Source organism: Pseudomonas sp. BP11-1-1 (genome assembly GCF_052112105.1).
In the GTDB taxonomy this organism is placed as follows: Bacteria; Pseudomonadota; Gammaproteobacteria; order Pseudomonadales; family Pseudomonadaceae; genus Aquipseudomonas; species Aquipseudomonas alvandae.
Window position 1 is genome coordinate 445754 of sequence record NZ_JAUTYU010000003.1, and the last position, 23317, is coordinate 469070.

The following is a 23317-nucleotide window of genomic DNA, read 5'->3' on the forward strand; positions in this document are numbered from 1 at the left end:
AGCTTGCTCGCGATAGCGGCAGTACATCCAGCATTGATGCAAGCTGAACCACCGTCATCGCGAGCAAGCTCGCTCCCACAGTTTTTCACTTGATTGCCTGGTCAGGTCACTGCCCGGCGATCTGCGCCTTGGTGTAGAACCCGTCCTTTTCCAGCAGGTCGATGTTGTCCTTGGTCAGCGCAGTAGGCGTGAGCAGGATGGTGTCGACCTTTTTGTTGCCGTTGTCGTATTGGGAGCTGTAGGTGGGTTTCTCATTGCGCGCCAGTTGCACCGAGAGTTTGGCGGCCTCGGAGGCGATCAGTTTCAGCGGCTTGTAGACGGTCATGGTCTGGGTGCCGTCGATCACCCGCTTGACCGCCGCCAGGTCGGCGTCCTGCCCGGAGATCGGCACCTTGCCGGCCATCTTTTGCGCGGCCAGGGCCTGGATCGCGCCGCCGGCGGTGGCGTCGTTGGAGGCGACGATGCCATCGATCTTGTTGTTGTTCCGGGTCAGGGCGTTCTCCACGATGCTCAGGGCTTCGGTGGGGTTCCATTCCTTCACCCATTGCTGGCCGACAATCTTGATGTCGCCCTTGTCGATGGCCGGTTGCAGCACCTTCATCTGGCCTTCGCGCAGGATCTTCGCGTTGTTGTCGGTCGGTGCGCCGCCTAGCAGGAAATAGTTGCCCTTGGGCGCTGCCTTCAATACACCGCCGGCCTGCATCTCGCCGACTTTTTCGTTATCGAAGGAAATGTAGGCATCGATGTCGGCGTTGAGGATCAGCCGGTCATAGGAGACGACCTTGATCCCGGCTTTCTTGGCTTCGGCGACGGCGTTGGTCAGCACGGTGGCGTTGAACGGCACGATGACGATCACGTCGACGCCACGGGAAATCAGGTTTTCGATCTGGGAGATCTGCTTCTGCTCGTTGGCATCGGCGGATTGGACATAGACCTTGGCGTCGAGTTTTTCCGCCGCCGCGACAAAGTAGTCACGGTCCCGCGACCAGCGTTCCAGGCGCAGGTCATCGATGGAGAAACCGATTTTCGGGTGGGCGGCGTCGGCCATGACGGGAAGCGATAGCAGGGCGAGCGCGCCGGCGAGCAGGGTACGTTTGAATGTTTTCATGGTGGTGCGTCCTTTTATTGTTTTTTGAAAGACACTGCCTGACGATGAACGTGATGCCGGTAGAACTGTAGAGCGTTGCTTGGCGTTGCGGGCACAGATTTGTCGCGCGAATGTAACAGCCTTGCCGCGCCCGCAACGTTGTCCGCTGTCAGGAGTAAATGAAGCGGTTGACGACGTTTTCGAGCATCTCCTGGCGACCGCTGACGGCTTGCGGATTCAGGTCGTTGGTAAATGCGTGCTCGGCCAGGGTTTCGAGGCTGTAGTCACCTGCGAGCAGCGCCTTGCCAAACGGCTGCTGCCAGCCGGCGTAGCGCTGGTCCTTGAATTTCTGCAACTGATCGTCCTGCACCATGGCCGCCGCGCGTTCCAGGGAGAGCGCGAGCACGTCCATGGCGGCAACGTGGCCGTGGAACAGATCGACGCCATCGACGCTTTGGCGACGGACCTTGGAATCGAAGTTGAAACCGCCGTTGCCGAAGCCCCCGGCCTTGAGGATTTCATAAGTGGCCAGGGTCATTTCCTCGACACTGTTGGGGAACTGATCGGTGTCCCAGCCGTTCTGCGGATCGCCTCGGTTGGCATCGATGCTGCCGAAGATTCCCAGGGAGACCGCGGTGGCGATTTCATGGTGGAAGCTGTGCCCGGCGAGCGTCGCGTGGTTGGCCTCGATGTTGACCTTGATCTCCTTCTCCAGGCCGAACTGCTGCAGGAAGCCGAACACCGTGGCGGTGTCGTAATCGTACTGATGCTTGGTCGGCTCCTGGGGCTTGGGCTCGATCAGCAGGTCGCCCTTGAAGCCGATCTTGTATTTGTGCTCGACCACCATGCGCATGAACCGGCCCAACTGTTCCCGCTCACGCTTGAGATCGGTATTGAGCAGGGTTTCATAACCTTCGCGACCGCCCCACAGCACATAATTCGAGCCCTTGAGACGCTGGGTGGCGTTCATGGCGCTGAACACCTGGGCGGCGGCGCAGGCGAAGACTTGCGGGTCCGGGTTGCTGGCGGCGCCGGCGGCGAAACGCGGGTTGCTGAAACAGTTGGCGGTGCCCCAGAGCAATTTGATCCCGGTCTGTTCCTGGTGGCGCTCAAGGTGGTCGACCATCTGCGCGAAGTGGTTGCGATATTCCTTCAGCGACTGGCCTTCCGGCGCGACATCGGTGTCGTGGAAGCAGTAGTAATCAATGCCCAGCTTGGAGAAAAACTCGAACGCCGCCTCGGCCTTGCCGATCGCCAACTCCAGCGGATCGCCGGCGTGCTGCCAGGGGCGCTTGAAGGTCCCGGCACCAAACACATCGGACCCTGGCCAGACAAAGGTGTGCCAGTAGCAGACAGCCATGCGCAGATGTTCGCGCATGGGTTTGCCGAGCACGATCTTGTCGGCATCGTAATGGCGGAAGGCGAGCGGCGAGTCGCTGCCTGTGCCCTCGAAGCGAATCGGCTGGACATCGGGAAAGTACGACATGGACGGATTCCTTTTTATTCTTGGCGGTGTCCCGATACTAACGCCGGCCCTGGGCCTGCTGATTATGAAAATCACCAAAGGACAGTTCGATTTTGAGTATTGAGATTCGCCGCTGGCGCGCCTAGGCTCTGTCCATCGGTCCAGGGTTCAAATAATGAAAATCGTCCCGCCCGTCCACCGCATCGCCCTGTTGTTCAACGGCAGCAAGATCTACGACCGCGGCATCATCAGCGGCATCGGCAACTACCTGAGCAGCACCCGCGCGTCCTGGGACTTGTTCCTCGAGGAAGATTTCCTCTGTCGGTTGAAGGGGATCGAGCGCTGGCAGGGCGACGGGATCATTGCCGATTTCGACGACCCGCTGATCGGCGAGGCGCTGGCCGGGATCAAGATGCCGGTGGTAGCCGTGGGCGGCTCGTACCAGGACGAGCGCGCCTATCCCAAGGGCATTCCCTATGTCGCCACGGACAACCATGCGCTGATCAAGTTGGCCTACGAGCACCTGATCGAAGCCGGGTTGACGCGCTTCGCCTGCTTCAGCCTGCCGGAATCCCAAGCCAATCGCTGGGCCCAGGAACGGGAGAAGGCCTTTCGCCGATTGATGCAACGCGACGGCCTGCAAGCCGAGGTCTATCGCGGCATGGGCACTAGCGCGCCGCTGTGGGACAGCGCTGTCGAGCAGCAGATCGCCTGGCTGCAAAGCCTGCCCAAACCCATCGGCATCATCGCCGTCAGCGACGCGCGGGCCCGGCAGCTGCTGCAGGCCTGCCTGACCGCAGGCATTGCCGTGCCGGAGCAGGTGGCGTTGATCGGCATCGATAACGATCCACTGACCCGCAGCCTGACGCGGGTGCCGCTGAGCTCGGTGGTGCAGGGCACCGAAACCATGGGCCGGACCGCTGCGCGACTGCTCCACCAGATGCTGCATGGCATGCCGTCCACGGGCACGCAGGTGCTGATCCCGCCGGAGGCGATCAACGTCCAGGCGTCGAGCTTGCACCAGCCGCTGGGCAATCCTTATGTCATGCAGGCCCTGTTGTTCATTCGCCAATACGCCTGCCAGGGCATCAAGACCGCCCAGGTGGCGGCGTATGTCGGCGTGTCGCGTTCATCCCTGGAAGCGCATTTTCGCAAGGTGCGCGGGTGCAGCGTTCACGACGAAATCCTGCGCTTCAAATTGGCTGCGGCGGCCAGTGGTCTGGAGAATACCGACTCAGCGATCGCCGACATCGCCCGCAATTGTGGCTTCAAGTCGGCGCAGTACCTGCACACGGTGTTTCGTCGGGAGTTCGGTTGTACGCCACGAGAATATCAGCAAGGCACGAATATGGCGGGCGAGTAGTACGAGGGGTTCTTGTGGCGAGGGAGCTTGCTCCCGCTGGGCCGCGAAGCGGCCCCTGAGCCAATCACTGCGGTGAGCCAGGCTGATCCCGACTGGCCTTTTTGGGGCTGCTGCACAGCCCAGCGGGAGCAAGCTTCCTCGCCACAGGATTTTCGTGAGGCATCAATCCGCTGCCTTGAGGGTTTTCTCTTGGACAAGCAGCATGGAGCGATCGGCGGTTTCCACGAACAGGTCATAAGCCTCCAGATAGAGGTACGAACTGCTGGTTTTGAGTCCATTGTCCGCGTTGCAATTCACGTTGAGCGCCGACCCTTGCAATGAGGCAACTTTCTGCGCGGCGGGAAAGGACTCACCGACTGAACATTCAAAGGTCTGCTCGAAAGGCTTGCCCTCACTGCTCACAAAGCTCTTGCTGTAGCCGATGGCGCTACCTGGCTTGAGGTTTTGCCAATCCCCCTTCAAATCGATCCGCATGAGACGGCTTGTTCGCTCGGCTGGAACCTTTGGCTCAGCGCTACTCGCCGAGGCAAGCTCGATCAGGCCGCGCCAGCGAACGCTGAGCTTTTCGCTGCCCAATGCGCCCATGGCCTGCTCGCGCCAGATGCCGCGAGCCGGGCCTGGCTGCAAATAGAGATCCATAGGGGTGTTCTTGACCACGGCGCCTGGCGCCATGGGCGAAGTGGCGTCATAGGTAAATTGCAGGTGACTGAGCGTGCGGGTCGGGTGTCCTTGGGGCAATGCGCTGACTTGTGCCAGCAACGCTGACGGTATTTCTGGCGTAGGCATGTCCGGCGGTAGTTTCTTGCGCAGTGCGCCCACTGTGTCGAGTTTTGCCAGCTTGGCGGGTTCGGCGCAAACAGCGCCAACCAAGCGCGTACGTTGCTTCGCATTCAAAGCGCTGTCGAGCGGCTGCAGAGGCGGCGGCAACAGGCCTTGGTTGCTCATGCGATAGACCTGGCGGGTGTTGGCCTGCTGTGTAGAACAATTGATCTCGACGCGCTCAAGCTGACGGTCGTAGGTCTTGCTTGCCTCCAGGCGCAGGCGAGCAAAGTCGATGCCTGCCCATATCGAGCGTCGAGCATTGTCCAGGTCCAGGCTGCCGGAGTCGACCATTAAGATGTCTTCACCATCGCCAGGAAGCTGCCTCCATCCGCCGTCCTCCACTGCTTGGCACATTTGCTGAGCCGTGGTGCGTGCTGGTTGCTGCGGGTCCGCCGGCAACACGAAAGGCTTGTACCAGCCTTCTGCCTGGCGATAGTCCATCGCTAACATCAGGGCCTCGCAATTGGCGAAGAGTCGCGCCTGGGTGGCCGGCTGGGTGCCCGCGGCGGGCACGTCGACCATCAGCACTGCGGTGGGCCCCATTCGCAAGGTGTTATCCAAAGGCAGGGGCTGGGCCAGTACACGGGCCGTCATGGCCAGGTTCTGCGCGTCGCGTTCGGCAGCGACGCGTTTGTTGTGCTCGGCGATTTTATCGGATCGAGACGCACAGCCCACCAGGGCCGAGGCGCAGAGGGCAGCCAGCAGCGTGGCGGTCGATATTCTGGATAGATGAAGCATGAACGTCCTTGATCAGTGTGGAGTCAGTCAACTGCGTCGGGGGAGGTCCATCAGTGCCATCCTGGCCGAGCGCTTTCAGGGGGGCGCAGATTAAGAGGTTTACCTGCGTTTGGCCAGTGACGGATTCTCTCCACCGAGGGCCAGCCATTCAGCTGGATAGCCAGGTATTAACGACCCGCCGGTCCAGCTCCTCCCAGTCCGCCATGCCCAACACTCGCGTGGTATTCAGGCCGCGTAGATAACCGCGCAGTTGATTCGCCGTGTCCCGGTTGAGTTGCGGGTCGGCTTCGGTGTCGCCCAGCAGCACGGTTTCGTACGGGACCAGATACTCCGCCACCCGTTCCCGGAAGTCGGGCAAAACCGCACCGCGAATCAGATCAAATGTTCTCATCAGATACCTCATAGGTTTTTTCAGGGCTTGCAACTATTGCCATCAGTAATAGTGACCATTACGAAATGCAAGTTCTGCTTTGCCGGCGTTCATTGGAGAATCAGCCCCATCGAAACGCAGCCCAACACCGCAGGACCTGAAACATGCGCCCCTTATTTTTCCTTGCCCTGGCTTTGCCCCCGTTGTTGCTGGCCGGATGTGCCTCGGCTCCGAACGATCCGACCCTGACCTTGCAGACCAGCAAGACGCCGGCCGAATACGCCGAATGCGTCGTACCGAAATTGCAGGACCGCGCGCTGAATCCGACGGTCTCGCAGACCCAGCGCAGCTACCGCATCGTCGTGCCGAGCAAAGTGGCGGCGGACAACGTGCTGGAAGCCTACAAGGCGGGTAGCGGCGGCAAGGTGTTCGTCTATGAGCGGCATTTGCTGGCTTCCAACTTCCTGCCTTCGAATTTTGAGCGCGCCGCCCAGGATTGCATCTGACCGGTCCGTAAACGCTTTTCTCCGTGCTCCTTTGGTTGGCCGCAACCAACCAATTCCCTTGCCCCGCACCGTATTCGGTCGCGGGGCTTTTTTTGTCCGGCGCGCCTTGCGTATCGTGGTGTGAGAGGATGGCGCATTCGACGCCACCCTCGACAAAAAGGACTGAGATGAACCTGTTCCCAGCGCACTCCGTGCCATTCTTCCTGACGTTCGCTGCCCTCTGCGCCCCGGTGCACGCCGCGACGTGGCAAATCTGCGACATGCAATTGCGGGTCACTGAGGTGGTGAAACAGCCGTTCCCCGGTCTCCGCGCCCAGGTTCTGAAAACCAGCCCTGCCTCGCCCGACGTGGAATGTCCGGAAGAGGGTGCGGTGATCAGTTTCATCCCGGAAACCGCTGACTACCAGGCCACGCTTGCCCGGCGCAAATGGCCTGTAAAAGACCAGGCGATCCGGATCAAATACCGCTACCTGGACGGCATCTGCAAAGGCGACGGCAACGAACATCCTTGTCGTATCGAGCATTATCCTTTCGTGGCCCAATGATCAGCCTTGGCCGGCGTTCGCCTCGGCTTCGATCGCAGCCCTGACGCTGGGGCGCGTCTCGATCCGAGCCATATACAACGCCAGCGCCGGCCAATGCTCGATGTCGATGGCGAAAAACGGCAGCCATTTGAGCACCGTGAACAAATACGCGTCGGCAAGGCCGAAATCCCCCTGCAAATAGCTGTGTTGTTCGAGAGCGCCGGCCAGGTAATCAAGCCGCTTGAACAGCTTCTGCTTGAAGATGGCCTTGGTCGTTTCCGGGATCTCGGCGTTGAACAGCGGGGCACAGCCGCCATGGATTTCCGAGCTGATGAAGTTCAGCCATTCCTGCAACCGAACCCGCTCCCAGGTGCCATTGGCTGGTGCCAAGTGATTGCCCGGAACCTGATCGGCCAGGTACTGGACGATGGCGGGACCTTCGGTCAGCACTTCACCGTTATCCAGCATCAGCGCCGCGACGTAGCCCTTGGGATTGATGGCGAGAAAGTCCTGCCCGCCGACGGTTCGCTTGGTCTTGTTGTCGACGCGGATCAGCTCGAAGGCAATGCCCAGTTCCCGCAGCACGATGTGCGGGGACAATGAACAGGTCATGGGCGCGAAATACAATTTCATGGGATTTTCCTGATGGCGTTGAGTGCCGCTGAGGATCGGCGCCAACCGGAAGATTTTCAAAGGACATTTCGAGTGCTAGCGTATGACAAAATCTCATGAGCAACGTTGACCTCCATGGCCGTCAAAATCCCCTCACTCAACGGCCTGAAGGCGTTCGAATCAGCCGCGCGCCACATGAGCTTCACCCAGGCTGCCCTCGAATTGAATGTCACCCAGACAGCGATCAGTCATCAGATCCGGCGGCTGGAGGACGAACTGGGCGTGCGCCTGTTCCTGCGGCTCAAGGACGGCCTCGCATTGACCGATGAAGGTCGCGCCTATTTTCCAGGCGTTCGTTCGGCATTCCATGAGTTGCGTCATTGCACCGAAACCTTGTTGGATTCGGTCCATGACAGTGCGCTGACGGTGAGTACCCTGGTGTCCTTCGCATCAAAATGGCTGCTGCCTAGATTGGCCTCGTTCCAGGAGGCCTATCCCAACATCGATGTACGTGTCTCGGCTTCCACCGACCTGGTGGATTTTCGCAAGGTTGGAATCGACGCGGCCATTCGTTACGGCTCCGGAGATTGGAAGGGCCTGCGCGCTGACTGGCTGATGTCCGATGAGGTTTTTCCAGTGTGCAGTCCGAATCTGCTGGTGGGACCCAATGCGCTGAAGGCGCCCGGCGATCTGACCCATCACACCTTGTTGCAGGTCAGTGGCATGACGCGGGACGATTGGAGCCTCTGGCTGGGGGCCGCCGGCCAACCGAGCGCCCTGGCCGAAGGCTCACGGTTGACCTTCGACCTGGCGATGATGGCCGTGCAGGCGGCCATCGACGGCTTGGGCGTTTGCATCGGCCGCTCGACCTACGTCGACGACGATCTGAAGGCGGGTCGACTGGTCGCGCCGTTTGCCCTGAGGTTGAAGTCCGATCTCGGTTTCTATCTGGTGACACCCATCGAAGCAGCCCACTCGAAAAAGGTCGAGGCGTTCAGGGCCTGGTTGATCGATTCGATCAGGGGGGCAAACACACCGGGTACTCTGTCGCTGGATTAAACGTCCATCCTACTGCGGCGGACGTTGCGGCAACGCCGAGTGGCCGAACGTATTGCCCATGCGAATCCGCGTGGCCGACTGGTTGTACAGACCCAGCTTGTTCGGCGCTCGCTGCTCTATCGGCACGTTCAACGCTTCCTGGTTCTTGCGCGCTGCCGCCGTACCCTTCGGGTTGGCCATCTGTTCGCTCAGGCATTCGTAGGACAGCGCCTTGTAGCCGTTCACCTCGACATTGATGCATCCCTCATTCGCCGGCTCGGCGGCTTGGGCCCACAAGGGAAGGGCAGCAAGCAGCAGCGCGTATACACGACAGTCCATGGCGAAGCTCCTTTTCCAACGGTAGAAGCCTGAATCTACCTCGTATTGGAGCAAGGTATGACGATGTTTTTTTTGCAGCGCCAGTCACACAAACGACATGTACACGTCTCATGATGCGCCAACGCAGGGCGTCGACACGCCGTTCGGGCCGGAAGATGTCTATGTCAAGAGAAGCGCTGAGCAGGTGCTGCCTCGCGCCCACGGTACTGTTCCTGTTGCTCCATGCATTGATGCCGCAACGCGACGCGTGGTCTGCCACGCCTGCGCCCCACGAGGCGGGCGACAGGCTGGCGCGTTCTGTCGAGTTTGCGATACCCGCCCAGGAAATGACCGTCGCCCTTGACCTGTACAGCAGGGCCAGCGGGATGGCGATCCTGGTGGACCGTCAACTGGCGCACGGGCGACGTTCGACCGCTGTGCACGGGCGTCTGAATGCCCGCCAGGCGTTGGAACAGTTGCTGGCCGGTAGCGGCTTGGCGGCGCTCTATACCGGTGCGGATGCTTTTACCGTGAAAAAGGCAGAGCTACCCAGCCGCGCCGATGCGTCTTCGCGCAACGGTGGTTCCACGGTGCGCGAGGACAATTTTGCCCGTGCATTGCAGGTCGCGTTGGAGCAGGCGCTTTGCCGTTCTGCGGTGACGCGTCCGGGCCATTATCGAGTGGCGCTACAGCTGTGGGTCGGAGGATCGGGCGAGGTGCGCAAGAGTCGCTTGCTGGCGTCCACCGGTGACGCCCGGCGCGATGCGGCGATTATCGAGGGCCTGAGCACATTGGACATCGGCCGTGTCCCGCCGTCTTCGTTGCCGCAGCCGGTGACGGTGCTGGTGGTGCCGGGCGCCGCTTCGGCAGGCACGGAATGCAACCCATGGGAAGGAGCGGTAAAGCCATGACGGAAAAGGAGCAGAGCGCCATGCTCAAGGTGTTCCTGGCTTCCTATGATGTGTTTCGCGCACGCTTGCGCCGACGTCTGGGCTCCGATGACCTGGCCAACGACGTATTGCACGAAACCTATCTTCGGGTAGACCGCATGGAACCTCCGGCAGATGTGCAGAAGCCGGGCGCCTACCTGTTCCGCATGGCCCTGAACATCGCGGCTGACCGTCGTGCGCAGGATGCACGCTTGCTCACCGGCACTGAAATCGAAGAACTGATGCAAACCGCCGACGAACATCAGGACCCGGCGGTGATCGTCGGTGGCCAGATTGAAATTCGCGCGCTGATGCAGGCGCTGACCGAGCTTGCGCCCCGGCGCCGGCAAATATTGATGGCATCACGCATGGAGCAGACACCGCATCAGGAGATCGCCCAGCGATTCGGCATCTCCACCCGGATGGTCGAGAAGGAACTCAAGGCTGCGCTGCAATACTGTGCCGATCGCCTGGAAAGAAAAGTGATTCAGCGGTTCGGTCCCGGCGCGGGAAAACAGTCTTAGGTAATAAGGCGCTCGTCGCGCATTCCTTCTTGAGTCATTTCACGTTTGAAAAACATGTCTATAAGCGCATCTGAATCGGCCAGTGCCACGGCTAACCAGCTCCGGGAAGAAGCGTTCCATTGGCTGGTGCGCTTGACTTCAGGGCACGCCACCCACGCCGACGCCGAGGCGTTCCGGCGCTGGAGTGCGCAAAGTTCCGAGCACGCCCGTGCCTTTTTCCTGGCCCGCCAGTTGTGGCAGGCCATGGCGCCCGCCGAGCAAATGCTCCAGCAGGAGCAGGCGGCAAAGGTCGTCAACCACCCGCGGCGTTTCGGGCGCCGAGCGTTTCTCGGCGGCGCGATTGCCGCGTCGGTTGCGGTGCTGGTCATGCGTCCGTCACTGCTGGATGGCTGGCCCATGGGCGCGGATTTTCATACCGGTGTCGGCGAGCAACGCCACGTCGACCTGACGCAGGGCGTGGTGCTTGAACTCAATACCCAGACGCGCATCAGCCAGCGCAGCGAGGCCCTTGGTGACGCCGCCATCGAAGTACTGAGCGGTGAAGTGGAAATCCAGGCCAGCACGGCGTTGCGTGTGCTTGCCGGCAATGGCGAGTTGTTCGCCGATGGCGCGCGGTTCAATGTGCGGGCCACCGAGGGTAGCGTGTGCGTGACGTGCCTGGAGGGCCGCTTGCAACTGAAGCATCAGGGGCGGCGCGTGAACCTGGAGCAGGGCCGACAATTGACCTATACCGCGCAGCGACAAGGCCAACCCACCTCTTTCGATACCCAGCAAGTCATGGCTTGGCGTCAGCAAATGCTGGTGTTCAACGATGCCCCCCTGGCGAGCGTGATCGATGAGATCAATCGCTACCGTCCCGGCATGATCGTGCTGATGAACGCTGAGCTCGGGCGGCGCAAGGTTCAGGCGCGCTTCAGCCTGGCGCAACTGGCGAATGTCGCCGTACTGATTCGCGATGCCTACGGCGCCACCATCACCGAGCTACCGGGCGGCGTGGTGCTGGTCAGCTAGGCGTTTTCATTCCAGTGGGCTGCTATTGAAGCGGTGCCAGCACCTGGCGGTAGCGCTCGGTGCCGTGTGCCGTGCGACGGCTGAAGCTGATTTCCAGACCCGCCGGATTTTCCTCCTTGCTGCCAGTCAGATGGCGCCAGCCCCGGTCGGCGCGCCATACACGCACATCAACGCGCTCAAGCTCACTCAACACCGCGACACGCTCCTTGGGCGCGGGGAGGGGATAGCGTGACCGGGCGACGCCCGAGGCACGGAAAAGCGTGCCGTCTTCAATCCACCACCTCACCCGTTGCATCCTGCCGTCCTGGTCCGCCGCGGCGCGTATCAATTCCAACTGCAAAGGGTCGCTGTCGCTGCTGCGAATGCTGATCGCGGCAGGCGCCGAGGGGCGGGTGGCGGTGGGTTCATCGGGCGGTGGCGGCTCGGCCAGTTCAGTGGTGGCGCGCAGGGCGAAGTCACGCTGCAGCTGGTTGAATGCGCGCATCAGTTGCGCGTGCTGTTCGGCGCTGTCCTGCAGGTGGGCGTCGGCGCGGGTCACACCGTCGAGCCCGCGCCAGGCGATCAGGCTGACGATGGTCATCAGCAGGATGGCGACCATCACTTCAATCAGCGTGAAGCCGTTCTGCCGGACCATCAATGCACCTCGATGCGGCCAGCCGCCGTGCGCGTCACCGATACGCTGGCCTGGTTGCTGGACAGAATGACGTGCAGGGGCGGGGCAATCCATTCGGCATCGAGCACCAGCGTTTTCCCTGGGTGGATGCGCACCTGCACCGGTCCCGCGCTCCAGTGCCTGGGGCGCAGTTGCGGGTCGTTGATGAACTCCCGATCCTGTGCGCCGACAGCGTCCAGCCGCACGAAACGGTAACCCTGGCTGTCGGCGACCCAGGCGATGCGACGACCATCGCTGCGCGCTTCGGCCTGGGCGGTTTCCAGCAGCAAGGCCAGGCGCTTGGCATCTTCGCGCAGGCCGCTGGCAGCGTCGGCGTGGATATTCAAGCTGATGGCGGCGCTGGCGATGCCGATGATCACCAGCACGACCATCAATTCGATCAGCGTGAAGCCGCGTTGTCGGTGTCGCCATTCATTCATGGTCGCTACGCCTTTCGCTGGGGTGAATTTGCAATAAAACCGTGAGAAAGCGCTGGTAGCCTGAAGCACTGGACGTCACGGAGGATCCGCTCATGCGCCATTTCCATCGCCTCGATCCGGCCACGCTGGTCCAGGCTGTCGCCGTATTGGCCAGCGTGGCGGGGCTTGTCACCTGGGGCTTCTTGCTCAACGATTCGGCGCCCGTGCAAGCCCAGGCCAATAGCGAACCCTTGCCGCCCTTGGCAGCGACTGGCCAAGCCGCGGCGCAATGGTTCGCCAGTTCCCCGCAGAACCTGGAGATCAAGCTCAGTGGCCTGCTGGCCGGACCCCATGGCGCGGTGGCGATTCTCAGCATCGAGGACTCGCCGCCGCGGGCTTTTCGTGCGGGTGAGCCATTGGGCGAAGGTGTGCGACTGCGCGGAATCGAGGCTGATGCCGTGGTCATCGAGCGGGCCGGCGTGGAGTCTCGCCTGTCGATGGCTCGTCTGCCGGCGCCGGTGGCGCTGCCGTCGTTGCGCTGATTCATGGCGGGGTGACAGGGCGGCTGAGCAGCGTTTCCAGGCGCGCCAGCGGCGGTCCGTCATGTTCACGTTCATGCACCAGCACTTTCACGCTCAGCAGGTCGCCACTGCGGGTTACCTGCTGCTCGCAGCTGAGTTTCAAGCGTCCTTGATCACAGCGTTGCATGGCGCTGCCCTTATCTGTGGCCCCGCGCAGACGCAATTCGGCCAGGCTGTTCTGGGCCGCCAACAGCGCCATCGAGCGATCCCGCAACAGCGCGTTGCTCTGGCTCATTTGTGCACTGGCGCGAACAGCCGCTGACATCGCCACCGCCACGATCAGCAGCGCCACCAATACTTCGATCAGGGTAAAGCCGCGTTGCCGGGGTACCTGTCGGGTCATGGCAATGAGCATCGTCGGGGAAATGTGCTTCAGCCTAATGCCCGCGTTTGACGGATTGCTGACCAAAGCTCCTGAGGATTTTTTATACCAGTGACATATGCCGCTGGAACAATCCGCAGCGAATGGAAACCTCAACCAGCGCCAGAATGCGGCGCCAGCCAAGGAGTGTCGAGATGGGTGTCGCATCGTCTGGCCGTCCCACACGTGGCCCTCGCCGGCAGCAAGGTTTTACCCTGATCGAGATCATGGTCGTGGTGGTCATCCTCGGCATCCTTGCCGCCATGGTCGTGCCGAAGGTGCTTGACCGCCCGGACCAGGCCAGGGCCACGGCGGCCCGCCAGGATGTTGCGGGGCTGATGCAGGCACTCAAGCTGTTCCGTCTCGACCAAGGGCGCTACCCGACCATGAACGAAGGGCTCAAGGCCCTGGCGGAAAAACCCGCGAACGCCACCAGCGGCAATTGGCGCGCGTACCTGGAACGGCTGCCCAAGGACCCGTGGGGCCGCGCCTACAACTACCTCAATCCGGGCACTAACGGTGAGGTCGATGTGTTTTCCCTCGGCGCCGATGGGCAGCCCGACGGCGAAGGTGTCAACGCTGATATCGGCTCCTGGCAGCTCTAGTCGTGAATCGCTCAGCCCAGCGTGGCATGGCGGTGATCAGCGCCTTGCTGGTGGCGACCGTGGTCGCGGTGATCGCCGCTGGCATGATCGCCCGACAGGTCCAGGTGACTCGTAGCGTGGAAAGCGAAAGCCAGCGGGTGCGGGGCGCCTGGCTGTCCAATGGCGTATTGGAATGGACCCGCCAGGCGCTCTGGCAGCAACGCTTGCGCGAGCCCATGACGCGTTTGGACCAGGCGTGGGCGCAGCCCTTGCGTGGGGTGCGCCTGGACGCTGAAAGCGGGGTGTTCGACGGCCATATCAGCGATGAGCAAAGCAAGTTCAACCTGCGCAACCTGATCCTCGACGGCCAACTCGACACACTGGAAGTCGCCGTATTCGAACGCCTGTGCGCCGAGCTGGGCGTGCCCGTGGCCCAGGGCAACCGTATCGTCCAACGCGTGGTGGAGGCCTACCCCAAGCGCTTGCGTCCACCGCCGCCAGCCTCCAGCGCGGCACCCGGGTTCGACAGCGGTCGCCTGACATCGCCGGACGCCGAAAGCCAGCCGCTGCCCGCCACCCGGCCGATGTTGCGCGGTCTCGATGACCTGGCCGGCCTACCTGGGATCGACCTCGCGGCCCTTGAGCGCCTGCGCCCCTATGTCACGGTGCTGCCGGCGCCCACTTGGGTGAATGGCAATACCACCACGGCCCAGGTCTTGGCCGCGCGAGTGCCCGGCATGAGCGTGGCGCAGGCGCAGGCGCTGATTACCGAGCGTGACCGCGGCCAGTGGTTCATCAACAGCGGGGATTTCCTCAACCGCTTGCGCGTGCCGGAGATGAGCACCGAGCAGCTGCGCCTGGGCATTACCAGCGAGTGGTTTCTATTGCGGGGGCAGGCCACGGTCGAACAACGCCGCTTCGGTGTCGAAGCGTTGTTTTATCGCAGCGAGCAGCGCAGGCCGCAAGTGGTCTGGTCGCGGGTGGGCGCATGAGCACCTTGCTACGGATAGCGCTGGCGCCGCTGGCCCAGTTGACGGCCGACAGCCCGTTGGACTTCGCCTGGCTCGATCGCAAGGGCGCGCTGGTCGAACAAGGGCGGCAATCCCTGCGCGAGCTGAGCGGCGCGGCCCAAGGCAAAGCCCTGGAGCTCTGCTTGCATCCTCAAGACACGTTGCTTGCCTGCATCGAATTGCCGCCACTTCCACCGGCGCGCCTTGGCGATGCCGTGCGCTGTGCGGCAGACAACCTCCTGCTGGGCTGCGACGATACCGTGCACCTGGTGCACGGGCCTCGTGATGCGGGCGGCCAGGTTCAACTGGCTTGGTTCGAGCGTGCGGCCCTGTTGCGTCTTTTGCAATTATTGCAGGGGCTCAAGTTGCAGCCGCGTGGTGTGTACGCGGCGCCTTGTTTTCTGCCGCTGGCTGAGCCGGGCACATGCACGGCGGCAAGCGTGGAAGGTCATTTGCTGGTCCGTGAGGATATCCAGCGCGCCTGGGTGCATCCCATGATGCAGGAAGGCGCCGAACAGTTGCGCGAACGGACGGTGCGTTGGGTCGGCGAGGGGCCGGAATCCGTCGATTCATGGCCGGACGAGCAGCGCTGGCTCGGTCCGGTTCCCGCCTGGAATCTACTGAACGGGATCGAACAAAACGTGCGGGGGAATCAGCGCTGGGGCCGCGCGGTCGGCTGTTGCGCGGTGGCGGCGTTGATCTGGACCCTGGGCCTCAACCTGTACGCGGTGCGGTTGGCCGGCGAGGGCCAGGCAATCAAGGGACAGATGACCAGCCGGGTCCAGCAGGCTTTTCCTGAACTGCCGGTGATCCTCAATCCCTTGCAGCAGGCTCGCCAGCAACGCGATGCCCGGCGCAATGGGGCGCTGGCCGAAGGTCCGGTCAGCTTCGCCGCCTTGGTGCAGCAGGCGGCTGGGCAGTTGCCGTTCATGGCGGGCGCGGTCGACAAACTCGACTTCGACGGCAGCGAATTGCACCTGACCCCGCGCACGCCTGCCCGCAAGCCACCCGCCGATAGCAACTGGCAAACCAGCCTGGCGCAAGCGGGCATCGTGGCCGATCTCGCCAATGGGCAATGGACGCTGAAGCGTTTGCCCGCGGACGCCAGGGCAGCGCCCGTTGCGGGAGGCACGGATGAATAGCCTGGCACGTTACCGCGCCCGCTGGCAGGCGCAGCGAGCCAGCGCTCAGCAGTTCTGGCAACGCAGTAGCGCCCGGGATAAACGCATCCTGCGGATTGCCGCGCTGGTGTTGCCCGTGGTGGTGCTGTGGTACGGCCTGATCCAGCCGCCACTGCAACGCATCGACCATTGGCAAGCCGAACTGCCGCGCCTGCGTTCCCAGGCGGCAGCGCTGGATGGGGTGCTGGCCGAGGTGCAGGGCGCCGGTGTGGTGCCCGGCGCGATCACGCCACAGCTTGTGAAAGAGCGTTTGGATGGCATCGGCCTGGCCGGCGCCTACGACTTGGAACACCGGGTCGAGGCCGACGCCACAACCTGGCGGCTGACCCTCGACAACGCGCCCGCCGATGCCTTGTTGAACTGGTTATTGGACGACGCACCGAGGCTCGGCCTGCAGGTGCGCGACGCTCATTTGCAACGGGCAACCTCGCAAAGCACTGAGACGGCCGCGCGGATTTCCGGGGTCGTTGGCATGGAACAGGCGCCCGGCGCTAAGGAATCCTCATGAAGCGGTTTGGTACGTATGCGTCAACAATTCCCTTGGCGCTGTTGCTCAGTGCCTGTAGCCAATTGGGCAGCGAGCAGGCGCAGCCCATTCCCGCTCAAAGTGAGCTGGGCCAGCCGCTCGCACAGACCGGCAGCGGTGACGCGCTGGTCGAGCGCCAGCGCGTGCAGGCACAGGCAGAGCAACGACGCCAGGTCACGCGCAAGGCATCGTCGCGCCCGAACCTCCGTCCGCTCGATGCCGGCCCGACTGGCAACGGACTGGGCAATCAACCGGTGCAGTTGAATTTCGTCGAGGCCGATATTCCCGCCGTGGTGCGTGCGCTGTCCCGCGCCACCGGTCGCCAGTTCCTGGTGGACCCACGTGTCAAAGGCCAATTGACCCTGGTGTCCGAAGGCGAGGTGCCGGCCCGCACGGCCTATGACATGTTGCTCGCGGCCCTGCGCATGCAGGGTTTTGCCGTGGTCGAAGTGGAAGGCGTCAGCCAGGTGGTCCCGGAAGCCGACGCCAAGTTGCTGGGCGGGCCGGTGGGGGACGCCGATCGCGCGGCGGGCAACGGCATGATCACCCGGACCTTTCGCTTGCAATACGAAAACGCCGTCAACCTGATCCCGGCACTGCGGCCCATCGTATCGGCCAACAACCCCATCAATGCCTACCCCGGCAATAACACGGTGGTGGTCACCGACTATGCGGAAAACCTCAACCGGGTGGCGCAGATCATCGCCAACATCGATATACCCGGCGCCATCGACACCGATGTCGTCCCCGTGCAGAACGGCATTGCCGTCGACATTGCGACGATGGTGTCCGAGTTGCTCGACGTGCAGGGCGCCGATGCGACGCAAAAGGTGTCGGTGATCGGCGACCCTCGATCCAACAGCATCATCCTGCGCACCGGCAGCCCCGAACGCACCGAGCTGGCCCGGCAGCTGATCTACAAACTCGACAATGCCCAGAACAACCCGAGCAATCTCCACGTGGTGTACCTGCGCAACGCCCAGGCCAACAAGCTGGCGCAAGCCTTGCGCGGCTTGCTCACCGGTGAAGGAGAAATGGCCGGTGCGTCCACCGACAGCGCACGGAACCTGTTGAACGGCGGTGGCCTGGGTGGCCCAGCGGGCAGCAGTACGAGCGGAAACGGCAATAATTCGTCGAGCGCTACCGGCAGCAGTTCGCAAACCAACAATGGGCAGAGTGCAGGGCTGCAGATGTCGAGCGGCCAGGGCAGCCATCAGGCAGGCGAAGGCGCAGTGGCGTTTTCCGCCAACGGCGTCACCGTGCAGGCCGATACCACCACCAACACCTTGTTGATTTCCGCGCCCGACCCGCTGTATCGCAACCTGCGCGAAGTCATCGATCTGCTCGACCAGCGCCGCGCCCAGGTGGTGATCGAAAGCCTGATCGTCGAGGTCAGCGAAGACGATGCGAGTGCGTTCGGCATCCAGTGGCAAGCTGGCGATCTGGCGGGCAACGGCTGGATCGGTGGCGCCAACCTGGGCGGTGCTGGCATCAATACCTCGGCCAGGAACAGCATTGATGCACTGCCCGGAGGCCTGAGCATCGGCAAGGTGTCGGGCACGGTGAATATTCCCGGCATCGGCCAGGTGCTCGATTTGAAGGTGCTGGCCCGCGCCCTGAAAAGCAAGGGCGGAACCAACGTGTTGTCCACGCCCAACCTGCTGACGCTGGACAACGAAGCGGCGAGCATTTTCGTAGGACAGACCATCCCCTTCGTCACCGGCAACTACGTGACCAACGGCGGCGGCAACAGCAACAACCCGTTCCAGACCATCGAGCGGGAGGAAGTCGGGCTGCGCCTGAACGTGCGCCCGCAGATTTCCGAGGGTGGCACGGTCAAGCTGGACATCTACCAGGAAGTCAGCAGCGTGGACCCGCGCGCCTCCAGCGACGCCGGCACGGTGACCAACAAGCGCGCCATCGACACCAGCATCCTGCTCGACGACGGACAAATCATGGTGTTGGGTGGCTTGTTGCAAGATGGCTTTACCGAAAGCTCCGACGCGATTCCGGGGCTGGGCAGCATCCCGGGCATTGGCGCGCTGTTTCGCAGCGACAGCCGCTCGCGGACCAAGACCAACCTGATGGTATTCCTGAGGCCCTACATCATTCGCGACAGTAACGTCGGCCGCAGCATTACCCTCAATCGCTACGATTTTATCCGCCGTGCCCAGGGCAATCTGCAGCCAGCGCACAAATGGCCGCTCACTGATATGCAAGCACCGCAGTTGCCGCCGGCCGCCCAGGCGATGCCGTTCAATCCGTCACCCCGTCAGCCGATACCGCTCAATCAGCCACCCCGAGCGATGCGCGCCGTGCCGCTGGAACCAGGTGGGCAGCCATGAGCCCCTCCCTGCAAACCGGTGCGGGCGCGTTGCCCTATGCGTGGGCCAAGGCGCAGCGGCTCCTCCTCAAGGCCCGCGAGGAGGGCAACGTATTGCTGGTCAGTGCCGCGACGCCGGGCTGGGCCATCAACGAGGTACGCCGGCGTTATGGTCCCACTGCGTTGCAACGGATACGCGACGAAGAGCTCGAAGCGCTGTTGACCAGCGCTTATGCCGACACCGGCAGCGCCGCGGCGATCGTCGGCGCGGCGGAAAACGAAGTCGACCTTGATCGCCTGATGCAGGACATCCCGGAAGTCACCGATTTGCTGGACAGCGAAGGTGGCGCCCCGGTCATCCGCATGATCAACGCATTGCTGACCCAGGCCGCACGGGATGAGGCCAGCGATATTCATATCGAACCGTTCGAAAGCCATTCCGTGGTGCGTTATCGCGTCGACGGAGCCCTGCGGGACGTGGTCGCGCCGCGCAAGGCCCTGCACGCGGCGCTGGTGTCGCGGATCAAGATCATGGCGCAATTGGACATCGCCGAAAAACGCTTGCCCCAGGACGGCCGCATCGCCCTGCGTGTTGCCGGACGGCCCATCGATGTGCGGGTGTCCACCGTGCCCACCGGCCACGGCGAGCGGGTGGTGATGCGCCTGCTGGACAAACAGGCCGGGCGCCTGCAATTGGAAACCCTGGGCATGGCGCCCGCGGTGCTGAGCCAACTGGATCAACTGATCCGCCAACCCCACGGCATCGTGCTGGTCACCGGCCCCACCGGCAGCGGCAAGACCACCACGCTGTATGCCGCTCTGGCCCGCCTGGATGCCAGCACCAGCAATATCCTGACGGTGGAAGACCCGGTGGAATACGACTTGCCGGGCATCAGCCAGATCCAGGTCAACACGCGGATCGACATGAGCTTCGGCCTGGCGCTGCGGGCAATCCTGCGCCAGGACCCGGACGTGATCATGATCGGTGAAATCCGCGACCAGGAGACCGCGCAGATCGCGGTCCAGGCCTCGCTGACCGGACATCTGGTGTTGGCGACCTTGCATACCAACGATGCGGTGTCGGCGGTGACGCGGCTGACCGACATCGGCGTCGAGCCGTTCCTGTTGGCGTCGTCATTGCTCGGCGTCCTGGCGCAACGCCTGGTGCGTCGCCTGTGTCCGGCGTGCAAACAGCCTGACGAAGCCGCGCCGGGCCAATGGCGTCCTCATGGTTGCCCGCGCTGCAACCATACCGGTTACAGCGGCCGTACCGGTATCCACGAACTCTTCGTGGTGGACGATGAAGTGCGGCGGTTGATCCATCAGGGTGAAGGCGAGCAGGCCTTGCGCACCTGTGCGCGACAGGCCGGCATGTTGAGCATGCGCGAGGACGGCGAGCGATGGGTGAGCAGTGGCTCCACCGCCCGCGAAGAGATCCTGCGCGTGACCCGGGACGCCTGATGAACCGCTACCGTTTCGAGGCCGCCGATGCCTCGGGGAACATCGAGCAAGGCGTGCTTGAGGCCGATAGCCAGCGCAGTGCGATGGGCGAACTGCGCGGCCGTGGGCTGACGCCGTTGCGCATCGACGAGCAGTTGCACGTCGGCAGCGCCGGTGCCTCGGGCCTGTTCAGCGCAAAATTGTCGGACAGCGACCTGGCCTGGGCTACCCGTCAATTGGCGAGCCTGTTGGGCGCCAGTCTGCCGCTGGAAGCGGCCCTGTCGGCTACCGTCGACCAGGCCGAGAAACGCCACATCGCCGAAACCCTCGGCGCGGTGCGCGGCGATGTGCGCAACGGCATGCGCCTGGCCGATGCGTTGGCCGCGCGACCACGGGATTTTCCCGAGATCTACCGGGCGATGATTGCCGCTGGCGAGGAGTCTGGCGATCTCGCCCAGGTGATGGAGCGCCTGGCCGACTACATCGAAGAGCGCAACAACCTGCGGGGCAAGATCCTCACGGCGTTCATCTACCCAGCGGTGGTGGGCGTGGTGTCGATTGTCATCGTCATCTTCCTGCTGGGTTTCGTGGTGCCACAGGTGGTCAGCGCTTTTTCCCAGGCGCGCCAGGACTTGCCCACCCTGACCCGGGTGATGTTGCAGGCCAGCGACTTCCTGCGCGCCTGGGGTTGGGCCTGCTTTGCCGGGCTTGCCGGATGCTGGTGGGGATGGCGGCGCTATTTGCGTAACGCCGACGCACGCCTGGCCTGGCATAGCCGGGTGCTGCGGCTGCCGCTGATCGGCCGCTTCGTGCTGGGGGTCAATACCGCGCGTTTCGCCTCGACCCTGGCGATTCTTGGCAGCGCTGGCGTGCCGCTGTTGCGCGCCCTGGATGCCGCCGGGCAGACCCTGGCCAATGATCGCCTGGCCCATTGCGTGGCCGACGCCACCTTGCGGGTGCGCGAAGGCGTGGGCCTCGCCAATGCACTGCGGGTCGGCAAGGTGTTCCCGCCCATCCTGATTCACCTGATCGCCAGCGGTGAAAAAACCGGGGCCTTGCCGCCCATGCTCGAACGCGCCGCGCAAACCTTGTCGCGCGACATCGAGCGCCGGGCCATGGGCATGACGGCACTCCTGGAGCCGCTGATGATCGTGATCATGGGCGGGGTGGTGTTGACCATCGTCATGGCCGTGTTGCTACCGATCATCGAGATCAATCAGCTGGTGCAATGACACCTGCGCGATCCCACTCCTGAGCGCCACTCGGGTTCATCCGTTCGACATCTACGCTGCGCCAGGCTACGGCGCACGGGGGAGGGCATGCGACGGACTTACGCTCACGCTGGGAAAACTGAGCAAAATGTCAGGAAGGTGTCGGTAACTCCCGAGAATATTTAGGAAAAACAAGGTCGAACACCCGAGATTTTTTCCTTTCTCTGTCACTGGAAATTGAGAGTTTCTACGCCGTGGCCACCCCTTCGAACGAGCGCCGGAAGTCCGCTCGGGGCAGCGGTCGCGATGAGAAGCACAAGCGAACTACCAACGTCCAGACACGATGAAAGGAGATTCTTCATGTTCAAGCGCAACGTTCTCGCCGTTTCCATGGCCGTCGCCGGCCTTTGCTCTGCCCAGGCCATGGCCGCTGTGGTCGGTGGCGGTGCCACCCTGCCGCAAAACCTGTACGGCGTGCCTCCGACCGGTGGTGTCGCGGCCCCCGTCGGCATCCTCAACGGTCCAGCGCCACAACCGGCCTTCGACAACTACGTGGGTGTGGGCAGCGGTGGCGGCAAGACTGCTTTCCTGACCAACAACTCGGACGTGCTGGTCTGGAACCTCGACGGCAACTCCGCAACTGCCCTGGAAAAGGTCTACGTTCCGGCCGTGACCGTTGACTATGCCGGCAGTGATTCGATTCTGTCCACTGCCGAACTGACCACCTATCGCGCCGCTCACCAGTCGCCAGCCGTGCCAACCGGCAACGCTGCCAACTGGGGTCCGATCATCCAGATTCCTGCCGAAGCCACTTCGGTGACCGTTCCGTACAAGTTGACGCTGGCCAACGGTACCGCGGTCAACAACCTGAACCTGACCAGCGCCCAGCTGTGCGACATTTTCTCGGGCACCGTCACCACTTGGAACCAGGTCAACAGCACCTACCCGACCACCCCGATCAAGGTCTACTACCGTGCTGGCAGCAGCGGCACCAGCGAGATCTTCACCCGTCACCTGAACAGTCAGTGCCCGACCAAGTTCACCACCAACGGTACCTTCACCACGGCGGTCGGCACCGTTCCGGCGAACGCCACTGCCGTGACTGGCAGCGCCGCGATGGCCAGCACCGTGTTGTCCACCGAAGGCGCCATCGGCTACGTCGGGCCGGAAGATGTCAACGCCACCAGCAACGCCGTGGTCGCTCGCGTCAACGGCAACCTGCCTACCGTCGGCAACGTGACGACCGCGCTGAGCACCATTGCGCCGCCCGCCACCGCTGATCGTGGCCTGCCGGAAAACTGGGCCAAGGTTCTGCCTAACCCGGCGACGGGCTACAGCATCGTGGGCTACACCTTCCTGGTGTTCAACCAATGCTACAAGGACAGCACCGATACCGCGGCCGTACGTGACTTCATCAGCCGCCACTACACCCTGTCCGATGCCAACAACAACGACGATGAAATCATCGCCGCCAAGCTGATTCCTATCACCGACACTTGGAAAACGGCCATTCGCAGCACTTTCTGGACCGCTACCAACTCGCTGTCGGTGGGTAACACCACCGCCTGCAACGGCATTGGTCGTCCGCAATAAGCGTTGATCAGGGTCTGCTTCATGAACCGGCAACAGCCTCGCGCTGTTGCCGGTTTTTCATTTCAGCCAACCGCCCGACAGATGAACATTGCGTGACAAAAGTTCGGTCGCGACGGCTTCAACCTGCCT

The 23317-nt window shown here is 62.8% G+C and carries 25 protein-coding genes; 16 read left to right on the forward strand and 9 right to left on the reverse strand.

Annotated elements, in window-relative coordinates:
- Positions 1–106: 106 nt before the first annotated feature.
- Both xylF and xylA read right to left on the reverse strand, forming a co-directional pair.
- Positions 107–1108 carry a D-xylose ABC transporter substrate-binding protein gene (gene xylF, locus Q7C33_RS08620; protein ID WP_030140560.1) on the reverse strand — a complete coding sequence of 334 codons (1002 nt, stop codon included), beginning with the start codon at positions 1106–1108 and terminating at the stop codon, positions 107–109.
- A 148-nt stretch (positions 1109–1256) separates the two neighbouring features.
- A complete protein-coding gene (xylA, locus tag Q7C33_RS08625) occupies positions 1257–2573 on the reverse strand; it encodes a xylose isomerase (RefSeq protein ID WP_407683210.1) in 1317 nt (438 codons plus the stop codon).
- 154 nt (positions 2574–2727) lie between these two features.
- Here xylA and Q7C33_RS08630 point away from each other — a divergent pair, with 154 nt between their 5' ends.
- Positions 2728–3915, forward strand: a complete 1188-nt coding sequence (locus Q7C33_RS08630) for a XylR family transcriptional regulator (RefSeq protein WP_030140562.1) — start codon at positions 2728–2730, stop codon at positions 3913–3915.
- A 162-nt stretch (positions 3916–4077) separates the two neighbouring features.
- On the opposite strand, the gene Q7C33_RS08635 is transcribed toward Q7C33_RS08630, so the two are convergent.
- A complete protein-coding gene (locus tag Q7C33_RS08635) occupies positions 4078–5475 on the reverse strand; it encodes a hypothetical protein (protein WP_407683211.1) in 1398 nt (465 codons plus the stop codon).
- Positions 5476–5623: 148 nt separating this feature from the next.
- Entirely contained in the window at positions 5624–5866 is a 243-nt protein-coding gene (locus Q7C33_RS08640; protein WP_033864527.1) for a hypothetical protein, read from the reverse strand.
- Positions 5867–6009: 143 nt separating this feature from the next.
- Here Q7C33_RS08640 and Q7C33_RS08645 point away from each other — a divergent pair, with 143 nt between their 5' ends.
- Together Q7C33_RS08645 and Q7C33_RS08650 are read left to right on the forward strand one after the other, a co-directional pair.
- Entirely contained in the window at positions 6010–6351 is a 342-nt protein-coding gene (locus tag Q7C33_RS08645; protein ID WP_030140565.1) for a hypothetical protein, read from the forward strand.
- A 167-nt stretch (positions 6352–6518) separates the two neighbouring features.
- Positions 6519–6896 (forward strand): hypothetical protein, encoded by a 378-nt coding sequence (locus Q7C33_RS08650; protein WP_407683212.1) that lies wholly within the window; start codon positions 6519–6521, stop codon positions 6894–6896.
- Here Q7C33_RS08650 and gstA read toward each other — a convergent pair whose 3' ends face one another.
- A complete protein-coding gene (gene gstA / locus Q7C33_RS08655; RefSeq protein ID WP_030140567.1) occupies positions 6897–7508 on the reverse strand; it encodes a glutathione transferase GstA in 612 nt (203 codons plus the stop codon).
- A 114-nt stretch (positions 7509–7622) separates the two neighbouring features.
- Between gstA and Q7C33_RS08660 the strand changes: the two genes are divergently transcribed.
- Complete coding sequence (locus Q7C33_RS08660) at positions 7623–8546, forward strand: transcriptional regulator GcvA (protein ID WP_407683213.1); 924 nt, start codon at positions 7623–7625, stop codon at positions 8544–8546.
- Between the two features lie 9 nt (positions 8547–8555).
- Here Q7C33_RS08660 and Q7C33_RS08665 read toward each other — a convergent pair whose 3' ends face one another.
- Positions 8556–8864, reverse strand: a complete 309-nt coding sequence (locus tag Q7C33_RS08665; RefSeq protein WP_181289710.1) for a hypothetical protein — start codon at positions 8862–8864, stop codon at positions 8556–8558.
- Between the two features lie 161 nt (positions 8865–9025).
- Here Q7C33_RS08665 and Q7C33_RS08670 point away from each other — a divergent pair, with 161 nt between their 5' ends.
- The 3 genes from Q7C33_RS08670 to Q7C33_RS08680 are packed head-to-tail and all read left to right on the forward strand — an operon-like array spanning position 9026 to position 11307.
- Entirely contained in the window at positions 9026–9754 is a 729-nt protein-coding gene (locus tag Q7C33_RS08670; protein ID WP_407683214.1) for an STN domain-containing protein, read from the forward strand.
- Positions 9751–10296, forward strand: coding sequence for an RNA polymerase sigma factor (locus tag Q7C33_RS08675; protein ID WP_198796762.1), 546 nt, complete (start codon positions 9751–9753; stop codon positions 10294–10296). Before Q7C33_RS08670 ends, Q7C33_RS08675 begins: the two co-directional genes overlap by 4 nt.
- Positions 10297–10350: 54 nt before the next feature.
- Positions 10351–11307, forward strand: a complete 957-nt coding sequence (locus Q7C33_RS08680; protein WP_407683215.1) for a FecR family protein — start codon at positions 10351–10353, stop codon at positions 11305–11307.
- Positions 11308–11329: 22 nt separating this feature from the next.
- Here the strand turns inward: Q7C33_RS08680 and Q7C33_RS08685 are convergent, their stop codons facing one another.
- The gene (locus tag Q7C33_RS08685) at positions 11330–11941 is read right to left on the reverse strand and encodes a prepilin-type N-terminal cleavage/methylation domain-containing protein (RefSeq protein WP_407683216.1); all 612 of its coding nucleotides are present in this window, start codon (positions 11939–11941) and stop codon (positions 11330–11332) included.
- On the reverse strand, positions 11941–12399 hold the full coding sequence (gene gspH, locus Q7C33_RS08690; RefSeq protein WP_407683217.1) for a type II secretion system minor pseudopilin GspH: 459 nt from the start codon (positions 12397–12399) through the stop codon (positions 11941–11943). The genes Q7C33_RS08685 and gspH overlap by 1 nt, the downstream gene beginning before the upstream one ends.
- Positions 12400–12491: 92 nt before the next feature.
- Here gspH and Q7C33_RS08695 point away from each other — a divergent pair, with 92 nt between their 5' ends.
- Positions 12492–12920, forward strand: a complete 429-nt coding sequence (locus tag Q7C33_RS08695; protein ID WP_407683218.1) for a type II secretion system protein N — start codon at positions 12492–12494, stop codon at positions 12918–12920.
- A gap of 1 nt (position 12921) precedes the next feature.
- Here Q7C33_RS08695 and gspI read toward each other — a convergent pair whose 3' ends face one another.
- Complete coding sequence (gene gspI, locus Q7C33_RS08700; RefSeq protein ID WP_217859629.1) at positions 12922–13302, reverse strand: type II secretion system minor pseudopilin GspI; 381 nt, start codon at positions 13300–13302, stop codon at positions 12922–12924.
- Positions 13303–13475: 173 nt separating this feature from the next.
- Between gspI and gspG the strand changes: the two genes are divergently transcribed.
- The 8 genes from gspG to Q7C33_RS08740 all read left to right on the forward strand — a co-directional run bounded on the left by gspG (position 13476) and on the right by Q7C33_RS08740 (position 23188).
- Positions 13476–13925, forward strand: a complete 450-nt coding sequence (gspG, locus tag Q7C33_RS08705; RefSeq protein ID WP_264432253.1) for a type II secretion system major pseudopilin GspG — start codon at positions 13476–13478, stop codon at positions 13923–13925.
- A 26-nt stretch (positions 13926–13951) separates the two neighbouring features.
- On the forward strand, positions 13952–14896 hold the full coding sequence (gene gspK / locus Q7C33_RS08710; protein ID WP_407683299.1) for a type II secretion system minor pseudopilin GspK: 945 nt from the start codon (positions 13952–13954) through the stop codon (positions 14894–14896).
- The gene (gene gspL / locus Q7C33_RS08715) at positions 14893–16056 is read left to right on the forward strand and encodes a type II secretion system protein GspL (protein ID WP_407683219.1); all 1164 of its coding nucleotides are present in this window, start codon (positions 14893–14895) and stop codon (positions 16054–16056) included. The genes gspK and gspL overlap by 4 nt, the downstream gene beginning before the upstream one ends.
- Positions 16049–16603 carry a type II secretion system protein GspM gene (gene gspM / locus Q7C33_RS08720; RefSeq protein WP_323155778.1) on the forward strand — a complete coding sequence of 185 codons (555 nt, stop codon included), beginning with the start codon at positions 16049–16051 and terminating at the stop codon, positions 16601–16603. Before gspL ends, gspM begins: the two co-directional genes overlap by 8 nt.
- Positions 16600–18966, forward strand: a complete 2367-nt coding sequence (gspD, locus tag Q7C33_RS08725; protein ID WP_407683220.1) for a type II secretion system secretin GspD — start codon at positions 16600–16602, stop codon at positions 18964–18966. Before gspM ends, gspD begins: the two co-directional genes overlap by 4 nt.
- Positions 18963–20405, forward strand: coding sequence for a type II secretion system ATPase GspE (gspE, locus tag Q7C33_RS08730; RefSeq protein WP_407683221.1), 1443 nt, complete (start codon positions 18963–18965; stop codon positions 20403–20405). Before gspD ends, gspE begins: the two co-directional genes overlap by 4 nt.
- Positions 20405–21616, forward strand: a complete 1212-nt coding sequence (gene gspF / locus Q7C33_RS08735; RefSeq protein ID WP_407683222.1) for a type II secretion system inner membrane protein GspF — start codon at positions 20405–20407, stop codon at positions 21614–21616. Before gspE ends, gspF begins: the two co-directional genes overlap by 1 nt.
- A 339-nt stretch (positions 21617–21955) precedes the next feature.
- Positions 21956–23188: a substrate-binding domain-containing protein gene (locus Q7C33_RS08740; RefSeq protein WP_198796773.1), complete on the forward strand. Its 1233-nt coding sequence runs from the start codon at positions 21956–21958 to the stop codon at positions 23186–23188.
- The last annotated feature ends 129 nt before the right edge of the window (positions 23189–23317 follow it).